The sequence below is a fragment of the Streptomyces pseudovenezuelae genome (genome assembly GCF_029892565.1).
Lineage (GTDB): Bacteria > Actinomycetota > Actinomycetes > Streptomycetales > Streptomycetaceae > Streptomyces > Streptomyces pseudovenezuelae_A.
This window is the reverse complement of sequence record NZ_JARXVH010000034.1, coordinates 1-13,755: the sequence shown is the minus strand read 5'-3', so window position 1 is coordinate 13,755 and position 13,755 is coordinate 1. Positions and strand designations below refer to the sequence as shown.

Sequence of the window (13,755 nt, the reverse complement as noted above, 5' to 3'; positions counted from 1 at the left end):
CGGCATGGTGACACTGGCCCAAGTGGCCGAGGCGGCAGGCGTCTCCCCGAGCACCGTGAGCTACGTCCTCAGTGGCAAGCGGGCGATCTCCGCACCGACGAGGACCAGAGTGGAGGCGACGATCGCCCGGCTTCGGCTACCACCCCAACGCCGGGGCCAGGGCGCTGGCCGGAAGACGATCGCACATCCTCGCGCTGGTGGTGCCACTGCGCACGGACATCTACGTCCCGGTGATGATGGAGATCGCCATCGCGGTCACCACGGCGGCACGAGGCTTCGGCTACGACGTCCTGCTGCTGACCAGTGACGAGGGCTCGGCGGGGGTGCGCAGGGTGGCTGGCAGCGGGCTGGCCGACGGAGTGATCCTGATGGACGTTCAGCTCGACGACCCCTGCATCGACGTCCTGCGCGAGACCGGGGCGCCGGCGGCCCTGATCGGGCTGCCCGGCGACCCCAGCGGACTCGCCTGCGCGGACTACGACTTCGCGTACGCGGGTGCGCTCTGCGTCGAGCACCTGGCCGAGCTGGGGCATCGGGACGTCGCCTTCATCGGCTACGCGCCGGCGGTCCACCAGCGCCACTCCGGCTGTGCGGAACGGACACTGGGCGGCTTCCAGGCGGCGGCGGACCGGCTCGGCCTGCGGGTGCTGCACCGTCCCTGCGAGGGCACCTTCGAATCTGTGGCCGGGGTGGTCAGCCGGATCCTGGCCGACCGTCCCGACACCACCGGATTCGTCGTCCAGAACGAGGGCGCGATCCAGCCGCTGCTGTCACTGCTGCGGGCCTCCGGGCGGGTCGTCCCCGAGGACGTCTCCGTGGTGGCGCTATGCCCGGAGCCCCTGGCCGAGCAGTGCTCACCGCGGTCACCGGTCCGGCCGGGGAGCTCGGCGAACTCGCCGTGGAACCGATCGCCGACCGGCTGGCCGGGCGGCCCACGGAGGAGGTCACCCTGCTCGCGCCGGTCCTGACGCGCCGTGAGAGCACCGGTCCGGCGCCGCGCACGTATCCCGCGGCTGGCCTCGCCCCTACCCGAAAGAGTGTGAAGTGAGCACCAGCAGACTCACCGCCCGGCTGGGCGGCCTCGCCTTCGGCGGCGACTACAACCCGGAGCAGTGGGACCAGGAGACCTGGAAGGAGGACGACGCCCTGATGAGCCGGGCGCGGGTCAACCTCGCCACCCTCGGCGTCTTCTCCTGGGCGCTGCTGGAACCCGAGGAGGGCCGGTACGAGTTCGCCTGGCTGGACCAGCAGCTCGACCGGCTGCACAGCTACGGCGTCGCCGTGGACCTGGCCACCCCCACCGCCTCCCCGCCGCCCTGGTTCACCCTGGCGCACCCGGATGCGATGCCGGTCACCGCCGAGGGAGCCGGGCTCGTCCACGGCAGCCGGGACACCTACTGCCTGGCCGCTCCCGCCTACCGGCGGGCCGCGCGCGGGATCGCTGCCGCCCTGGCCGCCCGCTACGGCGAGCACCCGGCGCTCGCCCTATGGCACGTCCACAACGAGTACGCCGCGGTCTGCTACTGCGACCACGCCGCCGCCGGCTTCCGGCGCTGGCTCCGCGAGCGACACGGCAGCCTGGATACCGTCAACGCGGCCTGGGGGACCGCCTTCTGGAGCCAGCGCTACGGCAGCTGGGAGGAGATCCTGCCGCCCCGGGCCACCCAGTGGCACCACAACCCGGCCCAGGTCCTCGACTTCCGGCGCTACTGGTCCGACGAGGCCCTCGCCGCCTACCGCGAGCAGCGCGATGCCATTCGCGTCCACAGTGAACTGCCGGTCACCACCAATCTGATGCTGCCCGGCTACCAGAACCTGGACCTGTGGGCCTTCGGCCGTGAGCTGGACTTCGTAAGCATCGACCACTACCCGATCGCGCCGGGCGTGGACGCCGCCGCCGACACCGCCTTCGGCGGCGACCGGGCGCGTTCCTTCGGCGGCGGAAAGCCCTGGCTGCTGATGGAGCAGGGCACCTCCACGGTGTATGGGGAGAACGCCACCCTGCCCAAGGAGCCGGGCGAGATCCTGCGGCACTCGGTGCAGCACCTGGCCCACGGCGCTGACGGCGCGCTGTTCTTCCAGTGGCGCCAGTCCAGCTCGGGGGCCGAGATCTGGCACTCGGCGATGGTCCCGCACGCCGGGGCGGACTCGCGGATCTTCCGCGAGGTCTGCGAAACCGGGGAGGTGGTCGCGCGACTGGCCGAGCTGGCCGGCTCCAAGGTCGTCGCCGAGGCCGCCGTGCTGCACGACACCGACTCCTGGTGGGGACTCGAGAGCCAGGGGCTGCCGTCGAAGGACCTGGACTACCCCGGCACCCTGCGCCGCGCCCACCGCGCCCTGTGGGACGCCGGCATCACCGCCGACTTCGCCCACCCAGAGGCCGAGCTGGCGGCGTACCGGCTGGTCCTGGCGCCGGCGCTGCACCTGCTCTCCGACGCCGCGGCCGAGAACCTGCGCGGCTACGTCGAGCAGGGCGGCACCCTGCTGGTGCAGTACTTCAGCGGCGTCGTCGACGAGAACTACCGGGCCAGGACCGGCGGTTACCCGGCCGAGCCGCTGCGTGAGGCGCTGGGCATCCGGGTCGAGGAGCACCGCCCGCTGGCGGCGGGGGCCGTGCTGAGCCTGTCCGACGGCATGGCGGCAGGCGCCTGGAGCGAGTACCTCCGCACCGAGGGCGCGGACACCGTCGCCGCCTACGCCGACGGACGCCCCGCACTGACCCGCGCCGCCTACGGCGAGGGCGCCGGTTGGTACCTCTCGACCAGACTGGACGACGCCGGATACTCCGCACTGGTGAGCCGCCTGCTGTCCGAAGCCGAGGTCCGACCCTTCCTGCCCGGCCTGCCGCCCGGCGTCGAGGCGGTCCGCCGCAGCGCCGACGACGGCCGCTCCTGGCTCTTCCTGCTCAACCACGGCCGCGAGCCCTGGCACGTCCCGGTCGTCGGCTGGGAGGTCTTGACAGGTCGTCAGTCAGCGGACGGCGGCGTGACGCTGCCTCCGGGCGGCGTTGCCGTGCTCCGGCTGCCGTGATGCGCAACGACTCACACCGGCCCACCCCCCGATCCAGGACGCGTGAGGAACACGACATGCCCCTGACTGACCTCGGCCCCGAAGACCTGGTCGGCTACCGTCCGAAGTCGCCCGCCCCCGACGACTTCGACGCCTTCTGGCAGCGCACCCTCGCCGAGGCCCGCGCCCAGGGCGGCGCGGTGAAGACCGAGCGGGTCACCGAGCAGTACGGACTGCGCACCGTCGAGGTCGACGACGTGCACTTCCCCGGCTGGAACGGCGAGCCGGTCGCCGCCTGGCTGCTAGGCCCGCGCGGGGTAGAGGGCCCGCTGCCCGTGGTCGTCACCTACCAGGGCTACAGCGGCGGCCGCGGACTGCCCACCGAGCACCTGTTCTGGTCGGCTGCCGGGTACGCCCAGCTGGTCGTCGACACCCGAGGTCAGGGCCACGACACCCCGGACCGGGGGATGGGCGACGGCACCCAGTGGTCCGAGGGCTTCATGACCAAGGGCATCGACTCGCCCGAGAACTACTACTACCGGCGGCTGATGACCGACTGCGTGCGCGCGGTGGACGCGGTCGCCGAGCTTCCCGGGATCGACGGCGGCCGGATCATCGTGGCCGGCGGCAGCCAGGGCGGCGGACTCTCCCTCGCCGTGGCCGGCCTGATGACTGATCACATCGCTGCTGTACTCCCTGACGTGCCCTTCCTGTGCCACTTCCGCCAGGGCGCCCGGATCGCCTTCGAGGGGCCCTACCAGGAGCTCGTCAAGTACCTGCGCTGGCACAGCCGGCACAAGGTGCAGCCGACCTTTGCCACCCTCGACTACTTCGACGGCGTGCATTTCGCCCAGCGGGCCACCGCCCCCGCGCTGTTCAGCGTCGGCCTGATGGACCCCATCTGCCCGCCGTCCACCGTCTACGCCGCCTTCAACCACTACGCAGGCGTGGACCGCACCATCACCGTCTGGCCGTTCGCCGACCACGGCGGCGGCTACGGCTCCACCCCCGGGATCCAACTGGCCTGGCTGCGCGAGCGCGGCCTGGCGCCCGGCACCACCCGAAAGGACGTACGCCAGTGACGCACGGCACAGCGCAGACGATCCGCTGGGGCCACCCGGCCCTGGCCATGGAGATCGCCCTGGACGAGGACGGCGCCGCCCGACTCGTCCACCTCGGGACACCCGGGGAGGCGGACGGCGCGAGGCGCCCCGGCGCACCGCTGCCGCTGGTCGAGGTGACGGTGGGGGGCCAGGGCCGGCACCTCATCGACACCAACCTCGCCTCGCGGCTGCGGCACCGCTCCCACCGCGCGGGCCGTGACGGCGACTGGCACACGCTGAGCGTCGAACTCCACGACCCCGGCACCGGGCTCACCGCCGAGGTGCGCTTCCGCTCCCCGGAGGGCCTGCCGGTGCTGCGCAGCGAGGTGGTCCTGCGCAACGAAGGGCCGGATGTGCTGCAACTGGAGTCGGTCAGCTCGCTGGTGACCGGCTGCCTCACCCAGGACGGACCGGCGGGCCTGGACTCCGCCGACCTGATGTGGGCGGAGAACGAGTGGTTCACCGAGCTCCGCTGGAAGCAGGAGCCGCTGCGGGAGTCCTCGCCCGCCCTCAACGGCCGGGTCATGACCGGCAAGGGCGTCCGGTCCAGCAGCCGGTTCCTCCCCATGGGCGGCCTGACCGACCGTCACTCGGGTCGCACCTGGCTGTGGCAGATCGAGCACAACGGCGGAGGCTGGCGCTGGGAGTGCGGCGTCCGCGATGAGACGGCCTACGTGGCGCTGTTCGGTCCCACCGACGCCAATCACGGCTGGCGGCACCTGCTGGAGCCGGGGGCCGAGTTCCGCACGGTGCCGGTGGCGCTCGCTCTCGCTGCGGACGGCGGCCCCGACGAGGCATTCGCCGTGCTCACCCGATACCGCCGGATCACCCGCCGCCCGCACCGGGACCACCTCCACCTGCCGGTGGTCTTCAACGACTACATGAACTGCCTGATGGGCGACCCCACCACGGCCAAGCTGCTGCCGCTGGTCGATGCTGCGGCCGAGGCGGGGTCGGAGTACTTCGTCATCGACGCCGGCTGGTACGACGACGACAACGGCCACTGGTGGAGCTCCGTCGGCACCTGGGAACCAGCCGCCACCCGCTTCCCCGGGCCGCGCGGGATCCACGAGGTCCTGGACCGCATCCGGGAACGGGGGATGGTGCCCGGCATCTGGCTGGAACCGGAGGGGGTCGGCGTGTCCAGCCCGGTCGCCAAGTCCCTGCCGGAGGAGGCGTTCTTCTGCCGCGACGGGAAGCGTGTGGAGGAGGGCAGCAGCCGGTACCACCTCGACCTGCGCCATCCCGCCGCCCGGGCCCACCTCGACCAGGTCGTGGACCGCCTGGTCGGCGAGTGGGGCGTCGGCTACCTCAAGCTCGACCACAACACCGACTTCGGCCCCGGCACCAGCAGCCACCCCGGGGAGGCCCCGGCCGACGGGCTGCTGGGCCACAACCGGGCCCTGCTCGACTGGCTGGACGGCGTCCTGGACCGCTACCCGGACCTGGTGATCGAGAACTGCGCCTCGGGCGGCATGCGCGCCGACCACGCCATGCTCTCGCGGCTGCAGCTCCACTCCACCAGCGACCAGGAGGACCTGCTGCTCTATGCGCCGATCGCCGCCTCCGCGCCCACCGCCGTCACCCCCGAACAGGGTGCGGTCTGGGCCTACCCGCAGGCCAAGCACTCCCCCGACGAGGTTGCCTTCACCATGGCCAACGCCCTCCTGGGCCGTATCCACCTCTCGGGGAAGATCACCGAGCTCGGGGCCGGGGAACGAGCGCTGGTCCATGAGGGGGTGGCGGTGTACAAGTCCATCCGCGCCGACCTGCCGCAGGCCGTCCCCGCCTGGCCGCTCGGCCTGCCGGCCTGGGAGGACCCATGGATCGCCCTGGCCCTGCACGCCCCGGCCACCACCTACCTCACGGTCTGGCGCCGCCCCGGAGCGGACGACACCGCAGTCCTGCGGCTGCCCCCGCTGCGGGGAGCCGATGTCAGCACCGACCTGCTCTACCCCAGCAGCGGGCGACCGCACTGCGCCTGGGATCCGGATGCGGCCGAGCTCACCGTGACCCTGCCGGCGGCACCGTCCGCCGTGCTGTTGCGACTCCGGCAGCCGGCCCGCCCCACACAGACTTCCTGACCAGCACTTCGCCAGAGATCCACTCATCTCGAGAAAGGCACATGGCATGAGCGACATCCAGCCACTCGCGCACCGGCGCGCCCGAGGCCGCGGCCTCGGGCGCCTGGCTGCCCTGCTGACGGCCCTGGCCGTCATGCTGAGCCTGTCCGGCACCGCCGCGTTCGGTGCCGCCGACGTCCACGGCACGGCGCTGCACCCGGTCGTCCACGTCCCGGCCAAGGCCATCGACGCCGTGGCCCAGATGCAGCCCAGCTGGAACCTGGGCAACTCCCTGGACGCCCCCAGCGAAACCGCCTGGGGCAACCCCCTGACCACCAAGGCGACCTTCGACACCATCGCCGCGGCGGGCTTCCGCAGTGTCCGCATCCCGGTGACCTGGAGCAACCACCAGTCCGCCACCGCGCCGTACACCATCGACGCCACCTTCGTGGCCCGGGTCAAGCAGATCGTGGACTGGGCACAGGCCGACGGCCTGTACGTCGTGCTCAACATCCACCACGACTCGATAGAATGGGTCTCGAACATAACCAAGGACCATGACAACGTCATGGCCCGCTTCGACTCCACCTGGTCGCAGATCTCCGAGGCCTTCAAGTCCGAGCCGCGCACCCTGCTCTTCGAGAGCGTCAACGAACCGCGGTTCAACGACGTCACGGACGCGCAGAAGACCGCGTACCTGAATGAGCTGAACGTCTCCTTCCACACCGTGGTCCGCGCCTCGGGCGGGGAGAACGCGACCAGGATGCTCGTCCTGCCCACCCTGGGCGGCGATGGCGCCCAGCCCCTCCTGGACGACCTGTCCACCACCATCAACTCCCTGCACGACAGCCAGCTGGTGGCGACCGTGCACTTCTACAGCTACTACCCGTTCAGCGCGAACCTCGCCGGCGGCACCCTGTACGGCGACATCGCCCAGAAGTACCTGGACGACTCCTTCGCCGATATGCACGACACCTTCGTCGCCAAGGGCATCCCGGTCTACCTCGGTGAGTACGGCCTGTTGACCAGCCCCAACTACTTCCACCCCGAATCAGTCGAGCGGGGCGAGCAGCTGAAGTACTACGAGCAGCTGGGATACGCGGCGCGCAAGTACGGCGTCACCACCGCCCTGTGGGACGCCTTCAACTACCTGAACCGTGCAACGCTCCAGTGGCGTGACCCGGACATCTTCGCGATGATCAAGTCGAGCTGGACCACCCGCTCGGGCACGGCCTCCTTCGACAAGGTCTTCGTCTCCAAGTCCGCCCCGATCACTGCCGAGTCGCTCACCCTGAACCTCAACGGCACCCACTTCCTGGGCGTGTGGCAGGGCAGCACCAGGCTGCTCCCGGGGCGGGACTACACCGTCTCCGGAACCACGCTGACCTTCACCGCCAGTGCGCTGACCCGCCTGGTCGGCGACCGCGCCTACGGCACCGACGCCACGGTCCAGGCCCGGTTCTCCACCGGGGTGCCGTGGAACATCGACATCGTCACCAACGACAACCCGACGGTGGCGGCGGCCACCGGCACCACCGACGGCCTGACCATCCCCACCGAGTACCGGGGCAACAACCTGGCGACCATGCACGCCACCTACGCCGACGGCACCAACGCCGGCCCGCTCGACTGGACCCCGTACCAGACGTTCAACGAGACGTTCTCGCCCGACTACCCCAACAGCACGATCGTGCTGACCCCCCTGTTCCTCGCCTCGCTGCGTGACGGCGACACGGCCACGCTGGTCTTCCACTTCTACAGCGGCCAGACCGCCACCTACAAGGTCACCAAGAACGGCAGCACGGTGACCGGCACCGTCGGCTGATCATCCGTCAACCACGCCCCGGCCGTCGGAGACCTCCGACGGCCGGGGTTTCCCAGGCCCCGAGGACCCCTCGTGGCCGCCCCTTTTATCGATACCAATCCCACGCCCTGGAGCCACCCCGTGCCCACTGCCACCGCCACCGCTGTCATCAACCTCGACATCGAGGGCCCGACGATCAGCCGCCACCTCTACGGCCACTTCGCCGAACACCTCGGCCGCTGCATCTACGGCGGCTTCTGGGTCGGGGAGGACTCGCCGATACCCAACGAGGGGGGTATCCGCCTGGATGTCGTACGGGCTCTGCGCGCGCTGAACATCCCGAACCTGCGCTGGCCCGGTGGCTGTTTCGCCGACGAGTACCACTGGAAGGACGGCATCGGCCCCCGGGACCAGCGCCCCCGCATGGTCAACACCCACTGGGGCAACGTGGAGGAGAACAACCACTTCGGCACCCACGAGTTCATGGCCCTGTGCGAGCTGCTCGGTGCGGAGCCGTACATCAGCGGCAACGTCGGCTCCGGCACGGTGCAGGAGATGAGCGATTGGGTGGAGTACCTGACCCGTGACGGCGACAGCCCGATGGTGCGGCTGCGCAAGGCCAACGGCCAGGAGGAGCCGTGGCGGGTGAAGTTCTGGGGTATCGGCAACGAGACCTGGGGCTGCGGCGGCAACATGCGCGCGGAGTATTCCGCCGATCTGGCCCGGCAGTACGCCACGTACTGCCGTGACCACAGCGGCAACACGCTGTACCGCATCGCCTCCGGCGCGAACGGCGACGACTACAAGTGGACCGAGACGCTGATGCAGCAGATCGGCTGCTTCGGCTGCGAGGCCACGCCCCGCAACTTCTTCCAGGGCCTGTCCGTTCACCAGTACACGGTGTGCGGCCCGTGGGACGCGAAGGGAAGCGCCACCGTCTTCGACACGGAGGACTACTACCGGACGATGCTGGAGGCCAAGCGGATCGACCGTATCCTCACCGGCCATTCCACGGTCATGGACTGCTATGACCCGGGCCGCAGGGTCGGGCTGGTCCTGGACGAGTGGGGCACCTGGTGGGACACGGAGCCCGGCACCAACCCGGGCTTCCTGTTCCAGCAGAACGCCCTGCGCGACGCGCTCGTGGCCAGCACCCACTTCGACATCTTCCACCGGCACGCGGCACGCCTGTACATGGCCAACATCGCCCAGACCGTCAACGTCCTCCAGGCCATGCTGCTCACCGACGGCGACGCGCTGGTCCTGACCCCGACGTACCACGTCTTCGAAATGAACAAGGGCCATCAGGACGCCACCTCGCTCGCCGTGCACCTGCATGCCCAGGACGCCAGGCGCCGGGTGGGGGACAGCGAACTCGACACGCTCTCCGCCTCCGCCAGCATCAAGGACGGCACGGTGCTGATCTCACTGACCAACCTGGACGCCGAGGAGCCCGCCGAGGTGACACTCGACCTGCGCGGCGGCTCCGTCGGCGAGCCGACCGGCCGCCTGCTGACCGCGGACCGGCTCCAGGTCCACAACACCGCCGAGACGCCCGAGGCGGTGGCCCCGCGCCCGTTCGACGCGCTGAAGTCAACCGGCCAGGGGATGGTGCTGACGATTCCCCCGCACTCGTTCCTCACCGTCCAGGCACCCGTGGCCCACCTGCGCTGAGGCCTGCCGCGGCGTCTGCGCAATACGACATGCTCAGCGCTTCGGCCGGGCCGTGCTGCCGCGGACGGTAAGGGTCGTGGCGATCTCGGTGCCGCCCTGCTGGACCTCCTCGCGACGGCCGAGGGCGAGCGCCAGTTCGGTCGCGGCGGCTGCCATCTCGTTGAGGGGCTGGTGCACGGTGGTCAGCGGCGGCTCGGCCCATGAGGCGATCGGCAGGTCGTCGAAGCCGACCACGCTCAGGTCGCGGGGGACGGACAGCCCGAGTTCTCCGGCGGCCTGGTAGACGCCGAGCGCCTGCGGGTCGGAGACGGTGACGAAGGCGGTGGGCCGCTCGGGGAGGGCGAGCAGCTCGAGCGCGGCGGCCCGGCCGCCCTCGCGGGTGAAGGGGGAAACGGCCAGAAGCTCGGGATCGTGTGCCAGTCCGTCCTGGGCGAGCGCCGCGAGGAAGCCCGACTGCCGGGGCACGATGACGGGCTGGCCGGTGCCGCTGATCATGGCGATGCGGCGGTGCCCCAGGTCCAGCAGGTGCCGCATCGCGGCCTGCCCGCCGCGGAAGCCGGTGGAACCCACGAACGGCACCTCGTCGGGGAGGTCGTCGAGCGGATCGATGATGACGAAGGGAATGCCCGCCGCGGTCAGCTGCTCGCGTTCCTCCGGCGAGAGCTGGTTCACCGCCAGGACGCATTTCGGCCTGCGGCCGGCTGTCTCCTCGATCGAGCGCCCCGGTGGGCCGTCACTGCGGGCCTCGGAGACCATCACCACGGCCCGGTGCTTGCGCGCTGCCCGCTCAACCCCGCGGATGACCTCAACCGCCCACAGGCTGTCGAGCTCACGGAAGACCAGCTCCACGACGTTGCTGCGGTTGCCGACCGGCTTGCGGTAGCCGTGGAGGGTGATGAGTTCCTCGACGCGCGCGCGGGTCTGGTCCGAGACGCCGCGGCGCCGGTTGAGCACCTTGGACACGGTCGGAATGGAGACGCCCGCCGATTCCGCGATGTACGCGATCGTGACGGCACCCGGCTCCGCGCCCGCTTCCGCCCGGTCGTCCGTCGCCTTCATGCCGTCCCGTTCGTCGTGCCGCCGTGCTGCCGCGGAGTCGCGGTGCTCTGGCGGACCACCAGTGCGGTTGCGATCTCCACCCCGGTCTGGGGCAGTTCCCCGCCCCGGCCCAGCGCGAGCGCCAGGCCGGCGGCGGCGGCTGCCATCTCCCGCAGCGGCTGGTGCACCGTGGTCAGCGGAGGATCGAGCAGTGCCGCGACCGGCAGATCGTCAAAGCCTACGACGCTCAGATCGCCGGGAATGGACAGCCCCAGCTCCCTGGCGGCCTGGTAGACGCCGAGCGCCTGCATGTCGGAAGCGGCGAAGACCGCGGTCGGCGGGTCGGGAAGCGAGAGCAGCTGCCGTGCGGTCGCATGGCCGTCCTCGAAGGTGATGGGCGTCCAGGGCGTCCGCCCGGGCTCCGGGAACAGGCCGGCCTCGGCCAGCGCGGCGAGGTGGCCGGCCTGCCGGGCCACGCAGTAGGGGTGGTCAGGGCCATTGATCATGGCGATGCGGCGGTGTCCGAGCCCCAGCAGGTGCCGCGTCGCCGCCTGGCCGCCGCGGAAGTTCGTGGCGCCCACATAGGGTGTGCCCTGCGACAGATCGGTGCTCGGGTCGTAGACGACGAAGGGGATGCCCCGCGCCGTCAGCCGCTCGAGCGCCGAGGCCAGGAGCGGCTGCACCGACAGGCAGGGGGCTCCGGCACGCAGGGGCAGCAGCTCACCGGAACGGGCCGCGAATCCGCTCACCACGAGCCCGACCCGCTGCTCCCGCGCGACGGCTTCGATACCCTGCAGGATCTCCTCGCTCCACATGTTCGTCAGCTCGTGGAAAACTAGCTCGACGAGCTCGCTGTTGTCACCCGGCCGGTCGGCGCCGTGGTGCCGCAGCAGTTCCTCCACGCAGGCGCGGGTGCGCTCCGGCAGGGCATGGTGGTCGTCCGACGGCGTCGGCGGCTGCGGGGCAGGGGTCGGAGCCGGGAGGTCGGCGGGATCGGTCATGCAGGCGATCGTGATGGAGCGCAGGGTGTCGCCCGGAGCGGCCAGGTTCTCGCCCTCGCCTTTGTCGGTCACATTCGCCTCCTGGTTCACGCCGGTGCGTCCACGACCGCCGCCCTTGCCGGACAGGCCCGGCCGAGGAGCGGCCTGCCTGCCTGCCGGGGCCATTGTGGCACTTCACGGCACCGGGCAGGGATTGGTTCGCCTGGGCGGGACCTTTCGGCAGGCTTCGAGGGCCGGCGCGCCCTCCTGCTGCGCACACCCGCGCGCCGGCCCCGTGGACCGGGCCCGGCGCGCGGGTGTTCCTGCTCGGCTGCTAGGCGATGATCGCGTCGACCAGCGAGGCCCAATTGCCCTGTGATGACGGGTTCTTGGTGACGCTGACGGTGACGGTGACCTTGAGGATGTGGGCCGCGGTCGGGTCGAGTCCGTCGGCGGTGAACACCGGTGCGTTCACCCCCTGGCTGGAGCTGCGGTACAGGTCCACGGAGGTGGCCGCGCCGCCGTCGACGGAGACGCTCATGATGCCCTGGCCGTTGTAGGCCGTTGATCACGGTGTGCACGCGTCGCAGGTCGATGGCGCCGATCTCGGCGGTGACCCACACGGAGTCGTCGCGGACGACTGCCTCGTGCATCACGCCTGCCATCCGCAGGCGCATCTCCTGGACTCCGTGGTCACGATGCGCCACCCAGGCCGCGCAGCGCAGGGCGTTGCCGCACATGGTGGCGAGAGAGCCGTCCGCGTTGAAGCAGTCGACTTCGAGGATGGTGGGGCGGCCGGCGACCAGGCGGCTGATGACCAGGCCGTCGGCGCCGACGCCGGTCCGCCCGGCGCAGAGGCGCTCGGCCACTTTCGCCCAGTCCTTCGTGTCGGGCGTCTTGGGGTCGCAGAGCAGGACGAAGTCGTTCCCGGCCCCATGCATCTTGTGGAAACGCATGGCGAAGCTCCTCACGTGCTGGTGACGGATGTGGCGCAGGCCCCGAACGAGGTGGCCTAGCAGGTGCCGACGGGGCGGTGGATGGTCATCGCCTCTGTCATGGTCAGGGGGCTGTGCTCGGCGAAGAGCAGCACGCGGCGCGAGGTGTCTCCGGCGGACCGCATGTCCTGGATCTGGTGGTACGCGCCGTCGAGATGGACGAAGTCGCCGATTCGGACGTCGTGTGGTGGCCTGTGGGCGGCGATCGTGCCGCCCGGTACGGCGGGCTTCCGGGGCGGGGCTTGGGTTTTGCGCTCGTACATCAGCCCTTCCCGAAGATGCCGAGGAGGATTGCTCCTCCGAGGGTCACGGTGCTCGCGATGTAGACGATCTGCTGGTTCCGGGGGCTCACAGGACACCGGCCATGAGGCCGTACAGGCGCTCGCGGACCGGGCGTATGCCGATGTCTGTGAACGGCAGCCAGGCCGCCGCGCCCGTTTCGATCATGGTGGGGAGGACGGCTCCGGAGTGGGCCCGGAAGAGGTAGCGGAATCCGATGCGGAGCCGGGGGCCGTGCAGGTGGCATCCGGGCCGGGTCACGTCGACGAGGAACGGGCCCTCGCTCCCGGGCTCCGTCCATACGTCGCGGACACCGATCTCCTCGGCCAGGAGGCGTAGGGCCGCGTCGCTGAGCGAGTCGTCCTGGTGCTCCAACTCCGTTTCGGCCAGGCTGAATGTCCCGGCGTGACGGAGGCACAAGACGCGGTGGTGCTCGTCCACGACGACCGCTCCCGCCACGATGACCGGACAGCGCTGGTCATGGGTGCAAGCACCGCGCTGCGCATGGTCCCGGACGGCGTCGTACACGGGCATCAGCGCCATCTTCTCGCCGGGGTGCTCGTGGACGTAGCCGGACAGTTCCCGGATGATCCGGTCCGCGCGCACGCTCACGGCACTTCCAGGTCGTTGCGCTCGGCGTAGATCCGCATGAGCCGTTTGCACCACAGTTCGCGGCCAGACCTCGCCGACCGCGTCGGGCAGCCCCTTCAACCCGTCGCAGACCAGCATGAGGATGTCCTCGACGCCCCGATTCTTCAGCTCCGACAGCACGCGCAGCCAGTGTTTCGCGCCTTCGCCGCCGTCGCCGGC

At 70.9% G+C, this 13,755-nt stretch carries 10 protein-coding genes and 3 pseudogenes; 6 read left to right on the top strand and 7 right to left on the bottom strand.

Annotation, left to right across the window (positions count from 1 at the left end):
• Window positions 1-4: 4 nt before the first annotated feature.
• From M2283_RS48695 to M2283_RS48670, 6 genes and pseudogenes are all read left to right on the top strand, one after another.
• A pseudogene (locus M2283_RS48695) lies at window positions 5-1,048 on the top strand (LacI family DNA-binding transcriptional regulator).
• Window positions 1,045-3,030 (top strand): beta-galactosidase, encoded by a 1,986-nt coding sequence (locus tag M2283_RS48690; RefSeq protein ID WP_280883063.1) that lies wholly within the window; start codon window positions 1,045-1,047, stop codon window positions 3,028-3,030. The pseudogene M2283_RS48695 and the gene M2283_RS48690 overlap by 4 nt, the downstream one beginning before the upstream one ends.
• Window positions 3,031-3,086: 56 nt before the next feature.
• A complete protein-coding gene (locus tag M2283_RS48685; protein WP_280883062.1) occupies window positions 3,087-4,091 on the top strand; it encodes an acetylxylan esterase in 1,005 nt (334 codons plus the stop codon).
• Between the two features lie 47 nt (window positions 4,092-4,138).
• A complete protein-coding gene (locus M2283_RS48680; RefSeq protein WP_280883101.1) occupies window positions 4,139-6,196 on the top strand; it encodes an alpha-galactosidase in 2,058 nt (685 codons plus the stop codon).
• Between the two features lie 46 nt (window positions 6,197-6,242).
• Window positions 6,243-8,000 (top strand): cellulase family glycosylhydrolase, encoded by a 1,758-nt coding sequence (locus tag M2283_RS48675; RefSeq protein ID WP_280883061.1) that lies wholly within the window; start codon window positions 6,243-6,245, stop codon window positions 7,998-8,000.
• 120 nt (window positions 8,001-8,120) lie between these two features.
• Window positions 8,121-9,653, top strand: coding sequence for an alpha-N-arabinofuranosidase (locus tag M2283_RS48670; RefSeq protein WP_280883060.1), 1,533 nt, complete (start codon window positions 8,121-8,123; stop codon window positions 9,651-9,653).
• 33 nt (window positions 9,654-9,686) lie between these two features.
• Here the strand turns inward: M2283_RS48670 and M2283_RS48665 are convergent, their stop codons facing one another.
• The 7 genes and pseudogenes from M2283_RS48665 to M2283_RS52230 all read right to left on the bottom strand — a co-directional run.
• Window positions 9,687-10,712, bottom strand: a complete 1,026-nt coding sequence (locus M2283_RS48665; RefSeq protein WP_280883059.1) for a LacI family DNA-binding transcriptional regulator — start codon at window positions 10,710-10,712, stop codon at window positions 9,687-9,689.
• Window positions 10,709-11,764: a substrate-binding domain-containing protein gene (locus M2283_RS48660; RefSeq protein ID WP_280883058.1), complete on the bottom strand. Its 1,056-nt coding sequence runs from the start codon at window positions 11,762-11,764 to the stop codon at window positions 10,709-10,711. Before M2283_RS48660 ends, M2283_RS48665 begins: the two co-directional genes overlap by 4 nt.
• Before the next feature lie 241 nt (window positions 11,765-12,005).
• Window positions 12,006-12,212, bottom strand: coding sequence for a hypothetical protein (locus M2283_RS48655; protein WP_280883104.1), 207 nt, complete (start codon window positions 12,210-12,212; stop codon window positions 12,006-12,008).
• Window positions 12,213-12,357: 145 nt separating this feature from the next.
• Window positions 12,358-12,612, bottom strand: a pseudogene (locus M2283_RS48650) (diaminopimelate epimerase); the annotation flags it as partial.
• Window positions 12,613-12,683: 71 nt separating this feature from the next.
• A complete protein-coding gene (locus tag M2283_RS48645; RefSeq protein ID WP_280883057.1) occupies window positions 12,684-12,929 on the bottom strand; it encodes a hypothetical protein in 246 nt (81 codons plus the stop codon).
• Between the two features lie 85 nt (window positions 12,930-13,014).
• A complete protein-coding gene (locus M2283_RS52235; protein WP_432423250.1) occupies window positions 13,015-13,479 on the bottom strand; it encodes an NUDIX domain-containing protein in 465 nt (154 codons plus the stop codon).
• Between the two features lie 99 nt (window positions 13,480-13,578).
• A pseudogene (locus tag M2283_RS52230) lies at window positions 13,579-13,755 on the bottom strand (transposase); the annotation flags it as partial.

Excerpts from the sequence above, each read along its gene's own strand:
- M2283_RS48685 (WP_280883062.1), top strand. The coding sequence starts at position 3,087 with ATGCCCCTGACTGACCTCGGCCCCGAAGACCTGGTCGGCTACCGTCCG.
- M2283_RS48680 (WP_280883101.1), top strand. The coding sequence starts at position 4,139 with ATGGAGATCGCCCTGGACGAGGACGGCGCCGCCCGACTCGTCCACCTC.
- M2283_RS48675 (WP_280883061.1), top strand. The coding sequence starts at position 6,243 with ATGAGCGACATCCAGCCACTCGCGCACCGGCGCGCCCGAGGCCGCGGC.
- M2283_RS48665 (WP_280883059.1), bottom strand. The coding sequence starts at position 10,712 with ATGAAGGCGACGGACGACCGGGCGGAAGCGGGCGCGGAGCCGGGTGCC.
- M2283_RS48655 (WP_280883104.1), bottom strand. The coding sequence starts at position 12,212 with ATGAGCGTCTCCGTCGACGGCGGCGCGGCCACCTCCGTGGACCTGTAC.
- M2283_RS48645 (WP_280883057.1), bottom strand. The coding sequence starts at position 12,929 with ATGTACGAGCGCAAAACCCAAGCCCCGCCCCGGAAGCCCGCCGTACCG.
- M2283_RS52235 (WP_432423250.1), bottom strand. The coding sequence starts at position 13,479 with ATGCCCGTGTACGACGCCGTCCGGGACCATGCGCAGCGCGGTGCTTGC.